This is a genomic window from Dyella telluris, from assembly GCF_014297575.1.
Classification (GTDB): domain Bacteria; phylum Pseudomonadota; class Gammaproteobacteria; order Xanthomonadales; family Rhodanobacteraceae; genus Dyella; species Dyella telluris.
In genome coordinates this window covers 2357043-2372290 of record NZ_CP060412.1, presented here as the reverse complement: position 1 = coordinate 2372290, position 15248 = coordinate 2357043, and the positions used below count along the sequence as shown (strand labels likewise).

General features: G+C 60.5%; 11 protein-coding genes, 2 tRNA genes and 3 rRNA genes. 5 read left to right on the top strand and 11 right to left on the bottom strand.

Going from position 1 to position 15248, the window contains the following annotated elements:
• Positions 1-2 precede the first annotated feature (2 nt).
• From H8F01_RS10665 to tyrS, 8 genes are all read right to left on the bottom strand, one after another.
• Positions 3-326: a DUF1820 family protein gene (locus H8F01_RS10665; RefSeq protein ID WP_187058993.1), complete on the bottom strand. Its 324-nt coding sequence runs from the start codon at positions 324-326 to the stop codon at positions 3-5.
• Between the two features lie 9 nt (positions 327-335).
• Positions 336-1019 (bottom strand): rhomboid family intramembrane serine protease, encoded by a 684-nt coding sequence (locus tag H8F01_RS10660; protein ID WP_187058992.1) that lies wholly within the window; start codon positions 1017-1019, stop codon positions 336-338.
• Positions 1020-1196: 177 nt separating this feature from the next.
• A 5S ribosomal RNA gene (rrf, locus tag H8F01_RS10655) occupies positions 1197-1309 on the bottom strand.
• A 126-nt stretch (positions 1310-1435) separates the two neighbouring features.
• Positions 1436-4307, bottom strand: a 23S ribosomal RNA gene (locus tag H8F01_RS10650).
• Positions 4308-4529: 222 nt separating this feature from the next.
• A tRNA-Ala gene (locus H8F01_RS10645) sits at positions 4530-4605 on the bottom strand.
• Between the two features lie 45 nt (positions 4606-4650).
• Positions 4651-4727 (bottom strand) — tRNA-Ile (locus H8F01_RS10640).
• A 98-nt stretch (positions 4728-4825) separates the two neighbouring features.
• Positions 4826-6369, bottom strand: a 16S ribosomal RNA gene (locus tag H8F01_RS10635).
• Together the 16S, 23S and 5S rRNA genes with 2 tRNA genes alongside form the textbook arrangement of a ribosomal RNA operon.
• A 457-nt stretch (positions 6370-6826) precedes the next feature.
• Positions 6827-8038, bottom strand: coding sequence for a tyrosine--tRNA ligase (gene tyrS / locus H8F01_RS10630; protein WP_187058991.1), 1212 nt, complete (start codon positions 8036-8038; stop codon positions 6827-6829).
• Positions 8039-8221: 183 nt separating this feature from the next.
• Between tyrS and H8F01_RS10625 the strand changes: the two genes are divergently transcribed.
• Together H8F01_RS10625 and H8F01_RS10620 are read left to right on the top strand one after the other, a co-directional pair.
• Positions 8222-9661: an OapA family protein gene (locus tag H8F01_RS10625; RefSeq protein WP_187058990.1), complete on the top strand. Its 1440-nt coding sequence runs from the start codon at positions 8222-8224 to the stop codon at positions 9659-9661.
• A gap of 6 nt (positions 9662-9667) precedes the next feature.
• A complete protein-coding gene (locus tag H8F01_RS10620) occupies positions 9668-10786 on the top strand; it encodes an anhydro-N-acetylmuramic acid kinase (RefSeq protein WP_187058989.1) in 1119 nt (372 codons plus the stop codon).
• On the opposite strand, the gene H8F01_RS10615 is transcribed toward H8F01_RS10620, so the two are convergent.
• The 3 genes from H8F01_RS10615 to H8F01_RS10605 all read right to left on the bottom strand — a co-directional run bounded on the left by H8F01_RS10615 (position 10787) and on the right by H8F01_RS10605 (position 13261).
• Positions 10787-11092, bottom strand: a complete 306-nt coding sequence (locus H8F01_RS10615) for a hypothetical protein (protein WP_187058988.1) — start codon at positions 11090-11092, stop codon at positions 10787-10789.
• Positions 11093-11190: 98 nt separating this feature from the next.
• Positions 11191-12501 (bottom strand): AmpG family muropeptide MFS transporter, encoded by a 1311-nt coding sequence (locus H8F01_RS10610; RefSeq protein WP_425490101.1) that lies wholly within the window; start codon positions 12499-12501, stop codon positions 11191-11193.
• Entirely contained in the window at positions 12491-13261 is a 771-nt protein-coding gene (locus H8F01_RS10605; protein WP_187058987.1) for an exodeoxyribonuclease III, read from the bottom strand. Before H8F01_RS10605 ends, H8F01_RS10610 begins: the two co-directional genes overlap by 11 nt.
• An 87-nt stretch (positions 13262-13348) precedes the next feature.
• On the opposite strand from H8F01_RS10605, the gene H8F01_RS10600 reads away from it, so the two are divergent.
• The 3 genes from H8F01_RS10600 to H8F01_RS10590 all read left to right on the top strand — a co-directional run bounded on the left by H8F01_RS10600 (position 13349) and on the right by H8F01_RS10590 (position 15245).
• Positions 13349-13813: a GNAT family N-acetyltransferase gene (locus tag H8F01_RS10600; protein ID WP_187058986.1), complete on the top strand. Its 465-nt coding sequence runs from the start codon at positions 13349-13351 to the stop codon at positions 13811-13813.
• A 22-nt stretch (positions 13814-13835) separates the two neighbouring features.
• Complete coding sequence (pyrE, locus tag H8F01_RS10595) at positions 13836-14483, top strand: orotate phosphoribosyltransferase (RefSeq protein WP_187058985.1); 648 nt, start codon at positions 13836-13838, stop codon at positions 14481-14483.
• Positions 14484-14594: 111 nt separating this feature from the next.
• On the top strand, positions 14595-15245 hold the full coding sequence (locus tag H8F01_RS10590; RefSeq protein ID WP_187058984.1) for a DUF4124 domain-containing protein: 651 nt from the start codon (positions 14595-14597) through the stop codon (positions 15243-15245).
• Positions 15246-15248: the final 3 nt, after the last annotated feature.

Genomic DNA, 15248 nt, shown 5'->3' with positions numbered 1-15248 from the left:
GCTCAGCGGCCACGCGGCGGCATGGGGAAGGGCGTGATCTTCTGGCCATCGCTTGCATCGCGAATCACCAGGGCGCCCTTGTTCTCCACTTCTTCGATACGCACGACCGACTGCATGGGCAGATGAAGCACCCGCGTGTCCTTGAACTCGTCGCGCAGCTTCTCTTCGGTGGGGTCGACCAGCAAACCCTCACCCACCGGCTCGAAGACCAGTTCACCGACTTCGGTAAAGCCCCAGAGACTGCTGGACGCAACGTGCCGGGCATAGAGCTCGTAGCACTTGCCCAGGTGCAGAAAGGTCACTTTGTAGAGTTTCTTGGTGCGCATGGCGCCATTTTAGCCGCGCAGGCGCCGGGCAATGGCATCCCGGGAAAACAGGGCAAACGCCACGCCAAACAGGAAGCCGGCAATGTGCGTCCACCAGACCACCGCACCGTAACTCGGGCCGACGTAGCTGAAGAGCAGTTGCAGCAGCACCCAGATGCCGATCAGCAGGAACGCCGGCACGCGAACGAATTCCAGATAGAACCCCAGCGGTAGCACCAGGCCCAGTCGGGCGCGAGGAAACAGCGCGATATAAGTGCCAAGTACCGCGGAAACAGCGCCACTGCAGCCGATGATCGGCGACCGGACGCCGGCCAGCGACAACGCGCCGACCAGATTGGCGACCATGCCGCCAATGACGAAAAGCAGCAGGAACCGCAACGAACCCAGCGCCCGTTCCGCGGGTAGCCCGAAAATCACCAGGAAGAGCAGGTTGCCAAGCAAATGCAGCCACGCCAGGTGGATGAACAGCGCGGTGAACAGCCTGAGCAGCGAAGGATCATGCAATTGCGGCAGCAGCGGCGCCTTCGGATCGAAGATATTCGCCGGCACCGTGCCCCATTCGAGCCACATGGACATGCGCTGCGGGCCAGGCATCAACGCCAGGCCGACGAAACTGATCACGCACAACACCACCAGGAGCACGGTGGCCCACTGCACGTGTCGGCGACGGTGAGTTTCGACATGGACAAACACAGCAGCGCTCCGCGACATGCAGGCAGGATGGACTGAGCATGATAGGCGATAAGGCCGGCCGGAACAGCGCGGAGAATTCCCTTTTGCAGCGCAACCGCGTGCGCGGAATCACGCCAACTTTCCTTTCGCGCAAAGACAAACGCCTTCCCGGATGGGAAGGCGTTTGAGGGATAAAGCCCCTGGCGGTGACCTACTCTTGCATGAGGATTCACACTACCATCGGCGCAGCTGCGTTTCACTTCCGAGTTCGGGATGGGATCGGGTGGGACCACAGCGCTATAGCCGCCAGGGAAAGGGTGGGAACAGCGCAGTTGATGCGCCAGTTCCGCAGAGGGTGTAAACGAGTGACAAGCGATTTGGGCGAATTCGTCCGAGATGGTTCGTTGAGCAATGCTCACGAAGCGTCTTGGGGTTATATGGTCAAGCCTCACGGCTCATTAGTACACGTAAGCTCAATGCATTGCTGCACTTCCACACCGTGCCTATCAACCACCTAGTCTTGATGGTGCCTTAAGGAGACTCGAAGTCTCGGGAGATCTCATCTTGAGGCGCGCTTCCCGCTTAGATGCTTTCAGCGGTTATCGCTTCCGTTCGTAGCTACCGGGCAATGCCATGGGCATGACAACCCGAACACCAGCGGAACGTCCACTCCGGTCCTCTCGTACTAGGAGCAGCCCCTCTCAAATCTCCAACGCCCACGACAGATAGGGACCGAACTGTCTCACGACGTTCTGAACCCAGCTCGCGTACCACTTTAAATGGCGAACAGCCATACCCTTGGGACCGGCTACAGCCCCAGGATGTGATGAGCCGACATCGAGGTGCCAAACACCGCCGTCGATATGAACTCTTGGGCGGTATCAGCCTGTTATCCCCGGAGTACCTTTTATCCGTTGAGCGATGGCCCTTCCATACAGAACCACCGGATCACTAAGACCTACTTTCGTACCTGCTTGATCCGTCGATCTCGCAGTCAAGCACGCTTATGCCTTTGCACACAGTGCGCGATGTCCGACCGCGCTGAGCGTACCTTCGTGCTCCTCCGTTACTCTTTGGGAGGAGACCGCCCCAGTCAAACTACCCACCACACACGGTCCCTGATCCGGATAACGGACCTAGGTTAGAACGTCAAGCACTTCAGGGTGGTATTTCAAGGATGGCTCCACCGAAACTAGCGTCTCGGTTTCATAGCCTCCCACCTATCCTACACAGAAGAACTCAACGTTCAGTGTGAAGCTGTAGTAAAGGTTCACGGGTCTTTCCGTCTTGCCGCGGGAACGCTGCATCTTCACAGCGATTTCAATTTCACTGAGTCTCGGGTGGAGACAGCGCCGCTGTCGTTACGCCATTCGTGCAGGTCGGAACTTACCCGACAAGGAATTTCGCTACCTTAGGACCGTTATAGTTACGGCCGCCGTTTACTGGGGCTTCGATCAAGAGCTTCGCCTTGCGGCTGACCCCATCAATTAACCTTCCAGCACCGGGCAGGCGTCACACCCTATACGTCCACTTTCGTGTTTGCAGAGTGCTGTGTTTTTGATAAACAGTCGCAGCGGCCAGGTTACTGCGACCCTCTAGCGCTCAGTCACGCACGTGACCACGCCGGAGGGCGCACCTTCTCCCGAAGTTACGGTGCCATTTTGCCTAGTTCCTTCACCCGAGTTCTCTCAAGCGCCTTGGGATTCTCACCCTGCCTACCAGTGTCGGTTTACGGTACGGTTTCTCTGTAGCTGAAGCTTAGTGGCTTTTCCTGGAAGCGTAGTATCAGTCACTTCGTCCAATAGGACTCGTCTCGGTGCTCGGCATAAAGAGGGCCGGATTTGCCTAACCCTCATGCCTACCGCCTTTCCCCGGGACAACCAACGCCCGGTAGACCTAACTTTCTCCGTCCCCACATCGCACTACAGACAAGTGCTGGAATATTAACCAGCTTCCCATCGACTACGCATTTCTGCCTCGCCTTAGGGGCCGACTCACCCTGCGCCGATGAACGTTGCGCGAGGAAACCTTGGGCTTTCGGCGTGGGGGCTTTTCACCCCCATTATCGTTACTCATGTCAGCATTCGCACTTCCGATACCTCCAGCAAGCTTCTCAACTCACCTTCACAGGCTTACGGAACGCTCCTCTACCGCGCACACAAAGTGTGCACCCCGAGCTTCGGTGTATAGCTTAGCCCCGTTAAATCTTCCGCGCAGACCGACTCGACCAGTGAGCTATTACGCTTTCTTTAAAGGGTGGCTGCTTCTAAGCCAACCTCCTGGCTGTCTATGCCTTTCCACATCGTTTTCCACTTAGCTATAACTTTGGGACCTTAGCTGCGGGTCTGGGTTGTTTCCCTTTTCACGACGGACGTTAGCACCGCCGTGTGTCTCCCGTACATTCTGTCCTGGTATTCGGAGTTTGCCATGGTTTACTAAGCCGCGATGGCCCGCTAGCCATAACAGTGCTCTACCCCCAGGAAGATTCATACGAGGCGCTACCTAAATAGCTTTCGAGGAGAACCAGCTATCTCCGAGTTTGTTTAGCCTTTCACTCCTATCCTCAGCTCATCCCCATCTATTGCAACAGATGTGGGTTCGGTCCTCCAGTGCGTGTTACCGCACCTTCAACCTGGCCAAGGATAGATCACTCGGTTTCGGGTCTACTGCCAGAGACTATGCGCCCTATTCAGACTCGGTTTCCCTTCGCCTCCCCTATACGGTTAAGCTTGCCACTGACAGTAAGTCGCTGACCCATTATACAAAGGTACGCAGTCACCCTTGCGGGCTTCCACTGCTTGTACGTATACGGTTTCAGGGTCTATTTCACCCCTCTCCGGGGTTCTTTTCGCCTTTCCCTCACGGTACTTGTTCGCTATCGGTCAGTCAGGAGTATTTAGCCTTGGAGGATGGTCCCCCCATGTTCAGACAGGGTTTCTCGTGCCCCGCCTTACTCAATTTCATCTCTAATGCCCTTTCGCCTACGGGGCTATCACCCGCTATGGCCGGCCTTTCCAAACCGTTCGGCTAAAACACTAGAGACTTTTGGGCTAGTCCGCGTTCGCTCGTCGCTACTGACGGAATCTCGGTTGATTTCTTTTCCTCCGGGTACTTAGATATTTCAGTTCCCCGGGTTCGCCCTGCAAGACTATGTATTCATCTTGCAGTACTCCTTGCGGAGTGGGTTTCCATTCGGACATTGCCGGATCAAAGCTTGTTGCCAGCTCCCCGACACTTTTCGCAGGCTGCCACGTCCTTCATCGCCTCTGACTGCCAAGGCATCCACCGTATACGCTTGGTCGCTTGACCATATAACCCCAAGTCGCCTCGGGGCCGATACCGCATCACTTACGAGGTGATACGAATCGATGTCCAAACAACGCGTTCGCTTAATTGCCTCAACGACACATCTCGGTTCGGTTTCGAACCAAAACGCTTGTCACTCGTTTACATTTTTTCAAAGAACACAACGTCGGCCACAATGCCGGGTTGTTTCAAAATAATCTATGTGTGCGCTACACATCCGTAAAGTGGTGGAGCCAGTCAGGATCGAACTGACGACCCCCTGCTTGCAAAGCAGGTGCTCTCCCAGCTGAGCTATGGCCCCAGGTGCTTCCATCAAACGTCACCGTTCAATGAGGCGTTGCCTAAGTGGTGGGTCTGGGAGGACTCGAACCACCGGCCTCACCCTTATCAGGGGTGCGCTCTAACCACCTGAGCTACAGACCCATAAAGCTCGGCCTTTTCGGCCAGCATGCCCTGTGGCATGCGTAGGATGTGCAGGTGTCTTGTGTGGACGTCTTGCGGGAATGAAGATGTCGTTCTCGAAAGGAGGTGATCCAGCCGCACCTTCCGATACGGCTACCTTGTTACGACTTCACCCCAGTCATGAACCACTCCGTGGTCGTCGTCCCCCTTGCGGTTAGACTAACGGCTTCTGGAGCAACTCACTCCCATGGTGTGACGGGCGGTGTGTACAAGGCCCGGGAACGTATTCACCGCAGCATAGCTGATCTGCGATTACTAGCGATTCCGACTTCATGGAGTCGAGTTGCAGACTCCAATCCGGACTGGGATCGGCTTTCTGGGATTGGCTCCACCTCGCGGTATTGCAACCCTCTGTACCGACCATTGTAGTACGTGTGTAGCCCTGGCCGTAAGGGCCATGATGACTTGACGTCATCCCCACCTTCCTCCGGTTTGTCACCGGCAGTCTCCTTAGAGTTCCCACCATTACGTGCTGGCAACTAAGGACAAGGGTTGCGCTCGTTGCGGGACTTAACCCAACATCTCACGACACGAGCTGACGACAGCCATGCAGCACCTGTGTTCTGATTCCCGAAGGCACTCCCGCATCTCTGCAGGATTCCAGACATGTCAAGGCCAGGTAAGGTTCTTCGCGTTGCATCGAATTAAACCACATACTCCACCGCTTGTGCGGGCCCCCGTCAATTCCTTTGAGTTTCAGTCTTGCGACCGTACTCCCCAGGCGGCGAACTTAACGCGTTAGCTTCGACACTGATCTCCGAGTTGAGACCAACATCCAGTTCGCATCGTTTAGGGCGTGGACTACCAGGGTATCTAATCCTGTTTGCTCCCCACGCTTTCGTGCCTCAGCGTCAGTGTTGATCCAGATGGCCGCCTTCGCCACTGATGTTCCTCCCGATCTCTACGCATTTCACCGCTACACCGGGAATTCCACCATCCTCTATCACACTCTAGCGACCCAGTATCCATTGCCATTCCCAGGTTGAGCCCGGGGATTTCACAACAGACTTAAGTCACCGCCTACGCACGCTTTACGCCCAGTAATTCCGATTAACGCTTGCACCCTTCGTATTACCGCGGCTGCTGGCACGAAGTTAGCCGGTGCTTATTCCTCAGGTACCGTCAGCCCCACCGGATATTAGCCGGTAGTATTTCGCTCCTGATAAAAGTGCTTTACAACCCGAAGGCCTTCTTCACACACGCGGCATTGCTGGATCAGGCTTGCGCCCATTGTCCAATATTCCCACTGCTGCCTCCCGTAGGAGTCTGGACCGTGTCTCAGTTCCAGTGTGGCTGATCATCCTCTCAGACCAGCTAGCGATCGTCGCCTTGGTAGGCCATTACCCTACCAACTAGCTAATCGCACATCGGTTCGTCCAACCGCGCAAGGCCCGAAGGTCCCCTGCTTTCTCTCGTAAGACGTATGCGGTATTAGCGTAAGTTTCCCTACGTTATCCCCCACGTTTGGGTAGATCCCGATGCATTACTCACCCGTCCGCCACTCGCCACCCATAGAGCAAGCTCTACTGTGCTGCCGTTCGACTTGCATGTGTTAGGCATGCCGCCAGCGTTCAATCTGAGCCAGGATCAAACTCTTCACTTAAGTTTTCGATCAACCGAAGCTGATCTATCTTTCTGAAGCGTTAACCCTAACCGTAAAACGTCAAGCGTTTAAACTTGATTCTCTTGGTTAGGCGCTTGCATATGTTTGACATTCAGTCATCCACCGCAAGGCGCCCACACAAGTCACCTGCGCACACTGTCAAAGATCTCAATCACTTGCTGACCGTTTCCGTTTCAGCGCTGGAACATTTCGTTCCGAGTGAGCCGCTCATCTTACATCGTTTTTCCTGTCCGTCAACACCTTCAGCGAAATCTTTTTGCTGTCGTTGTTGCCGTCCGGAGGGCGATGCCAGCGGCGGGAGGCGAATAATAGGTAGCCCCCCCACCTTTGACAAGCATTTTTTGAAATTATTTTTCATGTTTCGCGTAAAGCGTTGTTCTCACGCGAAACTTAGTTGTTCGATGCATCGCGATGACGTTGCGTCATCGCGATCAACTCATGCGAGCGTCAACAACACGCGTGCGAAGTTGCGCTTGCCGATCTGCAAAACCCCCTCAAAACCCGGGGTAAACACGCGTTGTGCGTCTTCGACGACTTCAGCATCGATGCGCACTGCGCGTTCCTTGAGCTTGCGGTTCGCTTCGCCATTACTAGGTGTGAGTCCTGCTGCAGTAAGAAGTGCAGGCAGACGCAGGCCTTCGGCGGGCACTGCAATTTCAGTAAGCGGCAACAGGCTGGTGTCGCCTTCGCCACGCACGACGGCGTGCCAACCGGCGATCGCCTGCTCTGCCGCTGCCGCATCATGGAAACGCGTGGCCAGTTCGCGGGCCAGCTTGAGCTTGGCGTCGCGCGGGTTGAGCACGCCGCTGGCCACCTCTTCTTTCATATGTGCGATGTCGGCCATCGAGGTTTCGAAGCTGAGCAGCTCAAACCAGCGCCACATGAGGTCGTCGCCGATCTTCAACGTCTTGGTGACGATGTCGATGGCCGGCTCATTGATACCAATGTAGTTGCCCAGTGACTTGGACATCTTGTTGACGCCATCCAGGCCCTCGAGCAGGGGCATGGTCAGCACGATCTGCGGCGGCTGGCCGTGGTGCTCCTGCAGGGCGCGGCCCATCAGCAGGTTGAACTTCTGGTCGGTGCCGCCGAGCTCCACGTCGCACTTGAGCGCGACGGAGTCGTAGCCCTGCACCAGCGGATAGAGGAATTCGTGGATGGCGATGGGCTGCTGCCCGGCGAAGCGCTTGGAGAAGTCGTCGCGCTCCAGCATGCGGGCCACGGTGTGCTGGGCCGCCAGCTTGATCATGTCGGCGGCTGTCATCTGGCCGAACCACTCGGAATTGAAGCGCAGCTCGGTGCGCTCCTTGTCCAGCACCTTATAGACCTGCTCGGCGTAGGTCTCGGCATTGGCCAGCACGTCTTCCCGGGAAAGCGGCTTGCGCGTGACGTTCTTGCCGGTCGGGTCGCCGATCATGCCGGTGAAGTCGCCAATGAGGAAAATCACCTGGTGCCCCAGATCCTGGAACTGGCGCATCTTGTTGAGCAGCACCGTGTGGCCCAGGTGCAGGTCCGGCGCGGTCGGGTCGAAACCGGCCTTGATGCGCAGCGGACGACCGAGCTTGAGGCGTGCCGCCAGCTCTTCCTGCTTGATGATTTCGTCGGCGCCGCGCGCGATGGTGGCCAGCGCCTGCTCAAGCTCGTTCATGGATTCCTCAAATTTTCGTTGTCTGGACTGCGCCGGAAATCACGGTTTCCGGCCCGGTTCCGTTAAGTGTGCGTTAACCAAAAAATTATCGCAACCCATTGATGGAAAAGGCGTTGACGCCCTTTACACAGGGCCGCTATGGTACGCGGCAATTAGAATTTTGGTACCTGGGGTACACCGGGCATGGGTGAGAGAAACGAGGCCGCGCGTTCTGCGCGAAAACTGGCTATGCGTCGCAAGGCGCAGCAACGCCACTCTCACTTTTATGAGCGCTGTGCCCACTGGTCCTTCGGTTGTCATGGAGAGGCCGAGCCTATCCGCTGGCACCGCGAGCGCTGGATCCTCGCCGGCACCGCTCTCCTTATTACGGCCGTTTCCGGCTTCCTGATTCCCGCCTGGGCGAGCGCGATGCGACCGGACTCCGTGTCCACCGCCCACGCCGTGCTGCCGCTGGAATTGCCCAAGGTCGCCCCGGAAGTCGCGCAGGGCCCGACCGTCGAAGACTGGCACATCGTGCAGGTGCAGCCGGGCCAGACCCTGTCGGACCTGTTCCAGAGCCAGGGCCTCAGCCTGACCGACGTACAGCATGTGGTGGATCAGTCCGGCGATGCCAAGGCACTGCACCATATCAGTCCCGGCCAGGAGTTTGATTTCCTGCTGGACAGCGACGGCAGCCTCAAGGGCATCCGCTTCGACAAGGACGAGTCCAACCGCACCACCATGCGCTTCGACGGCGACAAGGCCACGGTCACCGCGGATGCGCGCGAAGTGGAACGCCGCGAACACGTGGCCCACGGCACCATCGACAGCTCGCTGTTCGCCGCCGGCTCCAAGGCGGGCATGAGCACCCAGATGGTGCTCAAGCTGGCCGACCTCTTCAAATACGACATCGACTTCGTGCAGGACCTGCGCGAGGGCGACAGCTTCACCGTGGTCTACGACGACGTGTACCGCGACGGCGCCTATCTGCACGAGGGCGACATCGTGGCGGCGGAGTTCGTCAACGACGGCGAGCGCTATACCGCGTACCGCTTCAAGAAGGACGACGGCAGCTACGGCTGGTTCAGCGAGGACGGCCGCCCGATCCAGAAGTCGTTCCTGCGCATTCCGGTGGACTTCACCCGCATCTCCTCGCAGTTCAGCGCGGCACGCATGCACCCCATCCTCGGCCTGATGCGCGCCCACCAGGGCGTGGACTACGCCGCGCCGACCGGCACGCCGATCCACGCGGCGGGTGATGGCACGATCAAGTTCAAAGGCTGGATGAACGGCTACGGCAACTTCGTGATCATCCAGCACAACGGCAGCATCAGCACGGCCTACGGCCACATGTCGAAGTTCGGCCCGGAAAAGGTCGGCCAGCACGTGAGCCAGGGCAGCGTGATCGGCTACGTCGGCATGACGGGCCTGGCCACCGGCCCGCATCTTCACTACGAATTCCGCGTCAACAACGTGCAGCGCGATCCGCAGAAGGTCACCCTGCCCAAGCCCGAACCCCTGCCCGGCGTCCAGCTGGCCAAGTTCAAGGCCCAGGTGGTGCAGCCGCAGCTGGCCCGGTTGAAGGCGCTGGACGCCAACATCAAGCTGGCCAAGGCCAGCGGCACCAAACGCAACGACGACTGATTCCCCGTGGACGACGCTTCGGCGCTTTACCTTGGCCTGATCTCGGGCACCAGCGCCGACGGCATCGATGCCGCGCTGGTCCGCTTTGAAAACAACACGCCGCAACTGGTCGATGCCCTTACGCATCCCTGGCCGGATGACCTGCGCGCACGCATTCTTGCCGTGGCGCAGGACGAGACGCGACTGGATCTGGATGCCTACGGACGCCTGGACGTGGCCATCGGCCAATGTTTCGCGGACGCCTCGCAACAGCTGCTCGCGCGCAACCCGGCCCTGGCTGCATCGGTGCGCGCCATTGGCTCGCACGGACAAACCCTGCGCCACCGCCCGTCGGGCGAGTTTCCATTCACCCTGCAGGTGGGCGACCCCTCGGTGATCGCCGAGCGTTGCGGCATCGACGTGGTGGCCGACTTCCGCCGCGCCGATGTGGCCGCCGGCGGCCAGGGCGCGCCGCTGCTGCCTGCCGTGCACGCCATGCTGCTGGGTCGCGGGGACGCCGTGCGCGTGGTGCTCAACCTGGGCGGCATCGCCAACATCACGGTGCTGGATCCGGCGGGCAAGGTGTTCGGTTTCGACACTGGCCCGGCCAACGGGCTGATGGATGCGTGGCACCTGCGCCATCGCGGCGCGGCCTACGATGCCAACGGCGCGTTCGCCGCCTCGGGCCGCGTGGACGAGACGCTGCTCGACGCGCTGCTGGCCGACCCGTATTTCGAACTGCCGCCGCCCAAGAGCACCGGCCGCGAGCATTTTCACCTCGCCTGGCTCGAGCACCATCCCGGTGTCGCGGGACTATCGCCCGCCGACGTGCAGGCCACCTTGCTGGAGCTTTCCGCGCGCAGCATTGCCGATGCCATCGACCGCCATGCACCGTCCGCTGTCGACGTGCTGGCCTGTGGCGGTGGCGTGCACAACGCCGTGTTGATGGCACGACTCGGCGAACGGCTGGGCACTCGCGCGCTGGCGAGCACCGCGGCGCATGGCGTGGATCCGGATTATCTGGAGGCCGTGGCGTTTGCGTGGCTGGCACGCCAGCGGCTGTTGGGGCTGCCCGGCAACCTGCCGGCGGTTACCGGCGCGCGCGGGCCGCGCGTGTTGGGTGCGCTCTACCCCGCGCCGCGCTGATCAGGGGCCTTCGTCACCCAGCAGCACGTTGCTGCCCAGGGCCAGCGCCGCGGCCGGTGCCCGGGAAAGCGCCTGCACGGCTTCCTGGAATGCGGCTTTCTCTTTGGCGTCCCACTGGCCACCCAAGGTGGTCAGGTCACCCGGGTCGAGCATGGTTTCGGCAAAGACGTTCGACGAGGCCATGCCAAGGCCGTGGCGCAACGCGTGCAGCACCACGTCATTGATCGACCACTGCCGATCCTTGGCCAACGCCTTGATGCGTTCGGCCATGAGATTGTCGATATGGCGTATGACGAGGTCCGGCACGGACACTCCCTCCCATGGTCATAAGCCCCCTGTGGTACACATCTTGTCACAGGGCCATGGGCGAGTGTATCGACCGCTTGGCTGATTTACGCGGCCCTTCAGTCCGCCGGGACGGCGTTGGCTTCCGGCCGCTCACGGCTGAATCGCGGCCACAGGATCGCGAACAGAAGCATCGAAGGAATCATCGAGAGCACGGTCACGGCGAAGTAACCGCCATAACCGATCACGGCAACCAGGCCACCGGCGAAGAATCCCAGCACCTTGCCCGGCAGGTTCACCATGGAGCTCAGCAGGGCGTACTGCGTGGCCGTGTGCTGGCGATTCACCAGCAGCGAAAGGAAAGCCACGGTCGGCGGTCCCAGCAAGCCTTCGGCGAAGTTCTGGCCCGAAATGGCCAACGTCAGCATGGCCAGATCGCCCGGATGGCCCAGCAAGAGCACATAGAGCAGATTGCTGCAGGCCCCCAGCACGATGGCGCATCCGAGCGTTCGCCATGCCCCCCACCGCGCCACCGCCGCACCACCGACAAACGCGCCGGCAATGCCGATCCAGACGCCGTAGATCTTCGTCACGGCGCCGATCTCGGTCTTGCTGAAACCCATGTCGCGCATGAAGGGGTTGAAGATGGTGCCGATGGACTGCTCAGGCAGCTTGAACAACAGAATGAACAGCAGCGTCAGCCCCGCGATGGTCCAGCCGTAACGGCGGAAGAAATCCGTGAACGGATCGATCACGCCTTCGCGCATGGTCATCAGCCAGCCCGGCGGCGCGGACCGGGCAATCGCCGGCTCGTCCATCAGGAAGGTCGTGATGATCGGCACCACCATCGCCGCCGCCATCGCGACATAAATCCAGGACCAGGGAATGTGGTCGGCCAGAATCAGCGCCACGGCACCGGCGACCAGCAGGCCCAGGCGATAGCCGAGTGCGTAGGTCGCCACCAGGGCGCCCTGGGCGGAAGGTGGCGCGATTTCGATGCGATAAGCGTCGATGGCGATGTCCTGCGTGGCCCCCATGAACGCCACCAGCAACGTGGCCAGCACAAACGGCTGCAGTTGATGCGGGGTGAACGACGCCATCAGCAGCAGGCCGCAAAGCACGCCCAGCTGCGCAAACAATAACCAGCCACGCCGCAGTCCCAGCCGTGTGAACAGCGGCAACCGCCAATGATCAAGCAGCGGCGCCCACAGGAACTTGAGCGCGTAGGTCATGCCCGCGCTGGCGATCATCGTGACGCTTTTCAGCGCGATGCCGTTTTCCTTGAGCCACAGCGACAGCGTGACGGACACCAGCAGGAAGGGCAGTCCGGAGGAAAACCCCAGCAGGCACAACGTCCACGCTGCCGGCTCGGTAAACGAACGCCAGACAGAGGGCTTACGCGTCGCCGCTGCGCCCCGCTCAGTCGGCATAGTCGACCGTAAACGGCGCGTGGTCTGAGAAGCGCTCGTCGCGATAGACGGCGCAACGCTTCAGGCGCTCACCCAGCGCAGGCGTGACGATCTGGTAGTCAATACGCCAACCCACGTCGTTGGCGCGGGCATTGCCGCGGTTGGACCACCAGGTGTAGTCCTGGCCCTTGGGGTGCAGCGTGCGGTAGCTGTCGACCCAGCCATGCTTGTCGACCAGGTCATTGAGCCAGCTGCGTTCTTCGGGCAGGCAGCCGGAGTTCTTCTGGTTGGACTTCCAGTTCTTGATGTCCAGCTCGCTGCGCACGATGTTCCAGTCACCGCACAGCACGTAATCGCGGCCGCTCTTCATCCACTTGGCGAAGATCGGCGCGATCCAGTCCATCACCTCGAACTTGAACTGCTGGCGCTCCTCGCCGGAGGAACCGGAGGGTACGTACAGCGACACCACGCTGAGGTTGCCGAAGCGCGCCTCGATATAGCGCCCCTCATTGTCAAACGCATCCCAGCCCAGTTCAGTCCGCACCTCGTCGGGCTCGCGCTTGGCATAGATGGCCACGCCGCTGTACCCCTTCTTGCTGGTCGCGTCGCGGTAAAAGCAGTGGTGGCCATCGGGGCGGAACATGGCGTCGGTGAGCTGATCTTCCTGTGCCTTGGTTTCCTGCAGGCAGACCACGTCGGCCTTCTGGTGACGCAGCCACTCGAACACACCCTTGGTGCCGGCCGAGCGAATGCCGTTGGCATTGAGACTGATGATGCGCATGTCAGGGAGGCCCTGGCTTTCGAAGAATGGGCCATCATAGCAACCATGAGGACCGGCTCTCCCGCACCCGATGTTCAGGTCGTGCCCGTGAATGCACTGCTTCGCCCTGCCCTGCTCGCGCTGGGCGTGAGCGACGAGCAATACGCCTTCGTGGGCCGTATCGACGCGTCACTGGCTGATGCCGAGGCATGCGAAGGCAGCGAGGCCATGGCCATCCTGCGGGATGGCGAACCGATTGGCTTCTATCGGCTGGAACAACACGCCCGCACCATCGCGGACATGCCCTTCGACCACACCACGGTCGGATTGCGCTCGTTCTTCATCGACTCGCGCTGGCAAGGCCAGGGCCTGGGCACACTGGCCCTGATTGCCCTCATGCGCGACGTCGCGCAGCGGCGGCCGGCCGTGCAGGCCATGGTCCTTACCGTGAACGTCCGCAACACGGCGGCCCAGGCGCTTTATCGTCGCGCCGGCTTCCGGGAGACCGGTGGGCTGTACCATGGCGGCCGGTCCGGGCCGCAGCACGTCATGGTGTGCGCCCTTCCCGCCTGAATCCGATCAAGAGAAGCCTGCCGTGCACGATTACCAGCGCGATTTCATCGAACTCACCCTGCAGCGCGACGTGCTGCGTTTTGGCGACTTCACGCTGAAGTCCGGCCGCCAGAGCCCGTATTTCTTCAACATGGGCCGCATCGACTCCGGCGCGGCACTGGCCCAGCTGGGCCGGTCCTATGCCGCGTCCGTGGTGAACTCGGGCATCGAAGTCGACATGCTGTTCGGCCCGGCCTACAAAGGCATCGCCCTGGCCGCCGCCACGGCCATCTCGCTGGCCGACCAGCACGATCGCGACCTGCCCTGGGCCTACAACCGGAAGGAAGCCAAGGATCACGGCGAAGGCGGCGTGCTGGTAGGCGCCCCACTGAAGGGCCGCGTGCTGATCGTGGACGACGTGATGACCGCCGGCACCGCCGTGCGCGAGTCGCTGGCACTGATCCGCGCCCAGGGCGCCACGCCGGCCGGCGTGCTGATCGCGCTGGACCGGCAAGAGCGCGGCCAGGGTGAGCTTTCCGCCGCGCAGGAAGTCACTGCCGAGTTTGGTATCCCGGTGATTGCCATCACCGGCCTGAACGACGTGCTGGCCTATGCGGGCGAGCGGCCGGAGCTGGCCACCGAACATGCCCGACTGCTGGCCTACCGCGAACGCTACGGCGTCAACGCCTGATTCGTGATGGTGTTGGCGAAGCCGCCCGCCACCCCGACCGTGACACCGTGCCGACGTGGCGGGTGTCACGGTGTCGCCGGCTATACTTTCCGCCCACAAGGGGGAATGTTCATGCGTAGAAGTCTTTTCGTCATCGCAATGCTTGCGTTGACAGCCGGCCTGCACGCCCAGTCGAAGGACGGCGTTTCACACTACCGCTACCGCTGGAAGGATGCCGCGGGCCTGCCGCATTACAGCGACAGCCTGACGTCCGATGCGCTCAAATACGGCTACGACGTGGTGAGCGACCGCGGCATCGTGGTTCAGCACGTGGACCGCCAGCTGACTCCGGAAGAACGGGCTGCCGCGGAGAAGGCCGCGACAGAGAAGGCCACCAACGACCGGCAGGCCGAGCAGCGCGCGCGTGAGGACAGGCAGATGATGAGTGCCTACCCGACCGAAGCCGATTACAAGAAATCGCAGCAGGAGAGCCTGGACAACCAGGATCAGCAGATCGCCACGACGCGCAACAACCTGCGTATCCAGGAAAAGGCCCTGACCGACCTGCTTACACGCGCCGGCGATCTGGAACGCGCCAAGCAACCGATCCCGAAGTTCCTGAATGACAGCATCGCCCAGCAGCGCGACGTGGTGGCTCACCAGCGCGATACCCTGGAACACCAGCAAACCACACGCGACGGCATGGTGCAGAAGAACGCACGGGATCTGGAGCACTACCGCGCACTGAAGGTGGCGCAGGACAAGGAGCGCCAGGGCCAGTAAGCC

Excerpts from the sequence above, each read along its gene's own strand:
- H8F01_RS10610 (WP_425490101.1), bottom strand. The coding sequence starts at position 12,501 with ATGCCGACTGAGCGGGGCGCAGCGGCGACGCGTAAGCCCTCTGTCTGG.
- H8F01_RS10665 (WP_187058993.1), bottom strand. The coding sequence starts at position 326 with ATGCGCACCAAGAAACTCTACAAAGTGACCTTTCTGCACCTGGGCAAG.
- H8F01_RS10590 (WP_187058984.1), top strand. The coding sequence starts at position 14,595 with ATGCGTAGAAGTCTTTTCGTCATCGCAATGCTTGCGTTGACAGCCGGC.
- tyrS (WP_187058991.1), bottom strand. The coding sequence starts at position 8,038 with ATGAACGAGCTTGAGCAGGCGCTGGCCACCATCGCGCGCGGCGCCGAC.
- H8F01_RS10605 (WP_187058987.1), bottom strand. The coding sequence starts at position 13,261 with ATGCGCATCATCAGTCTCAATGCCAACGGCATTCGCTCGGCCGGCACC.
- H8F01_RS10625 (WP_187058990.1), top strand. The coding sequence starts at position 8,222 with ATGGGTGAGAGAAACGAGGCCGCGCGTTCTGCGCGAAAACTGGCTATG.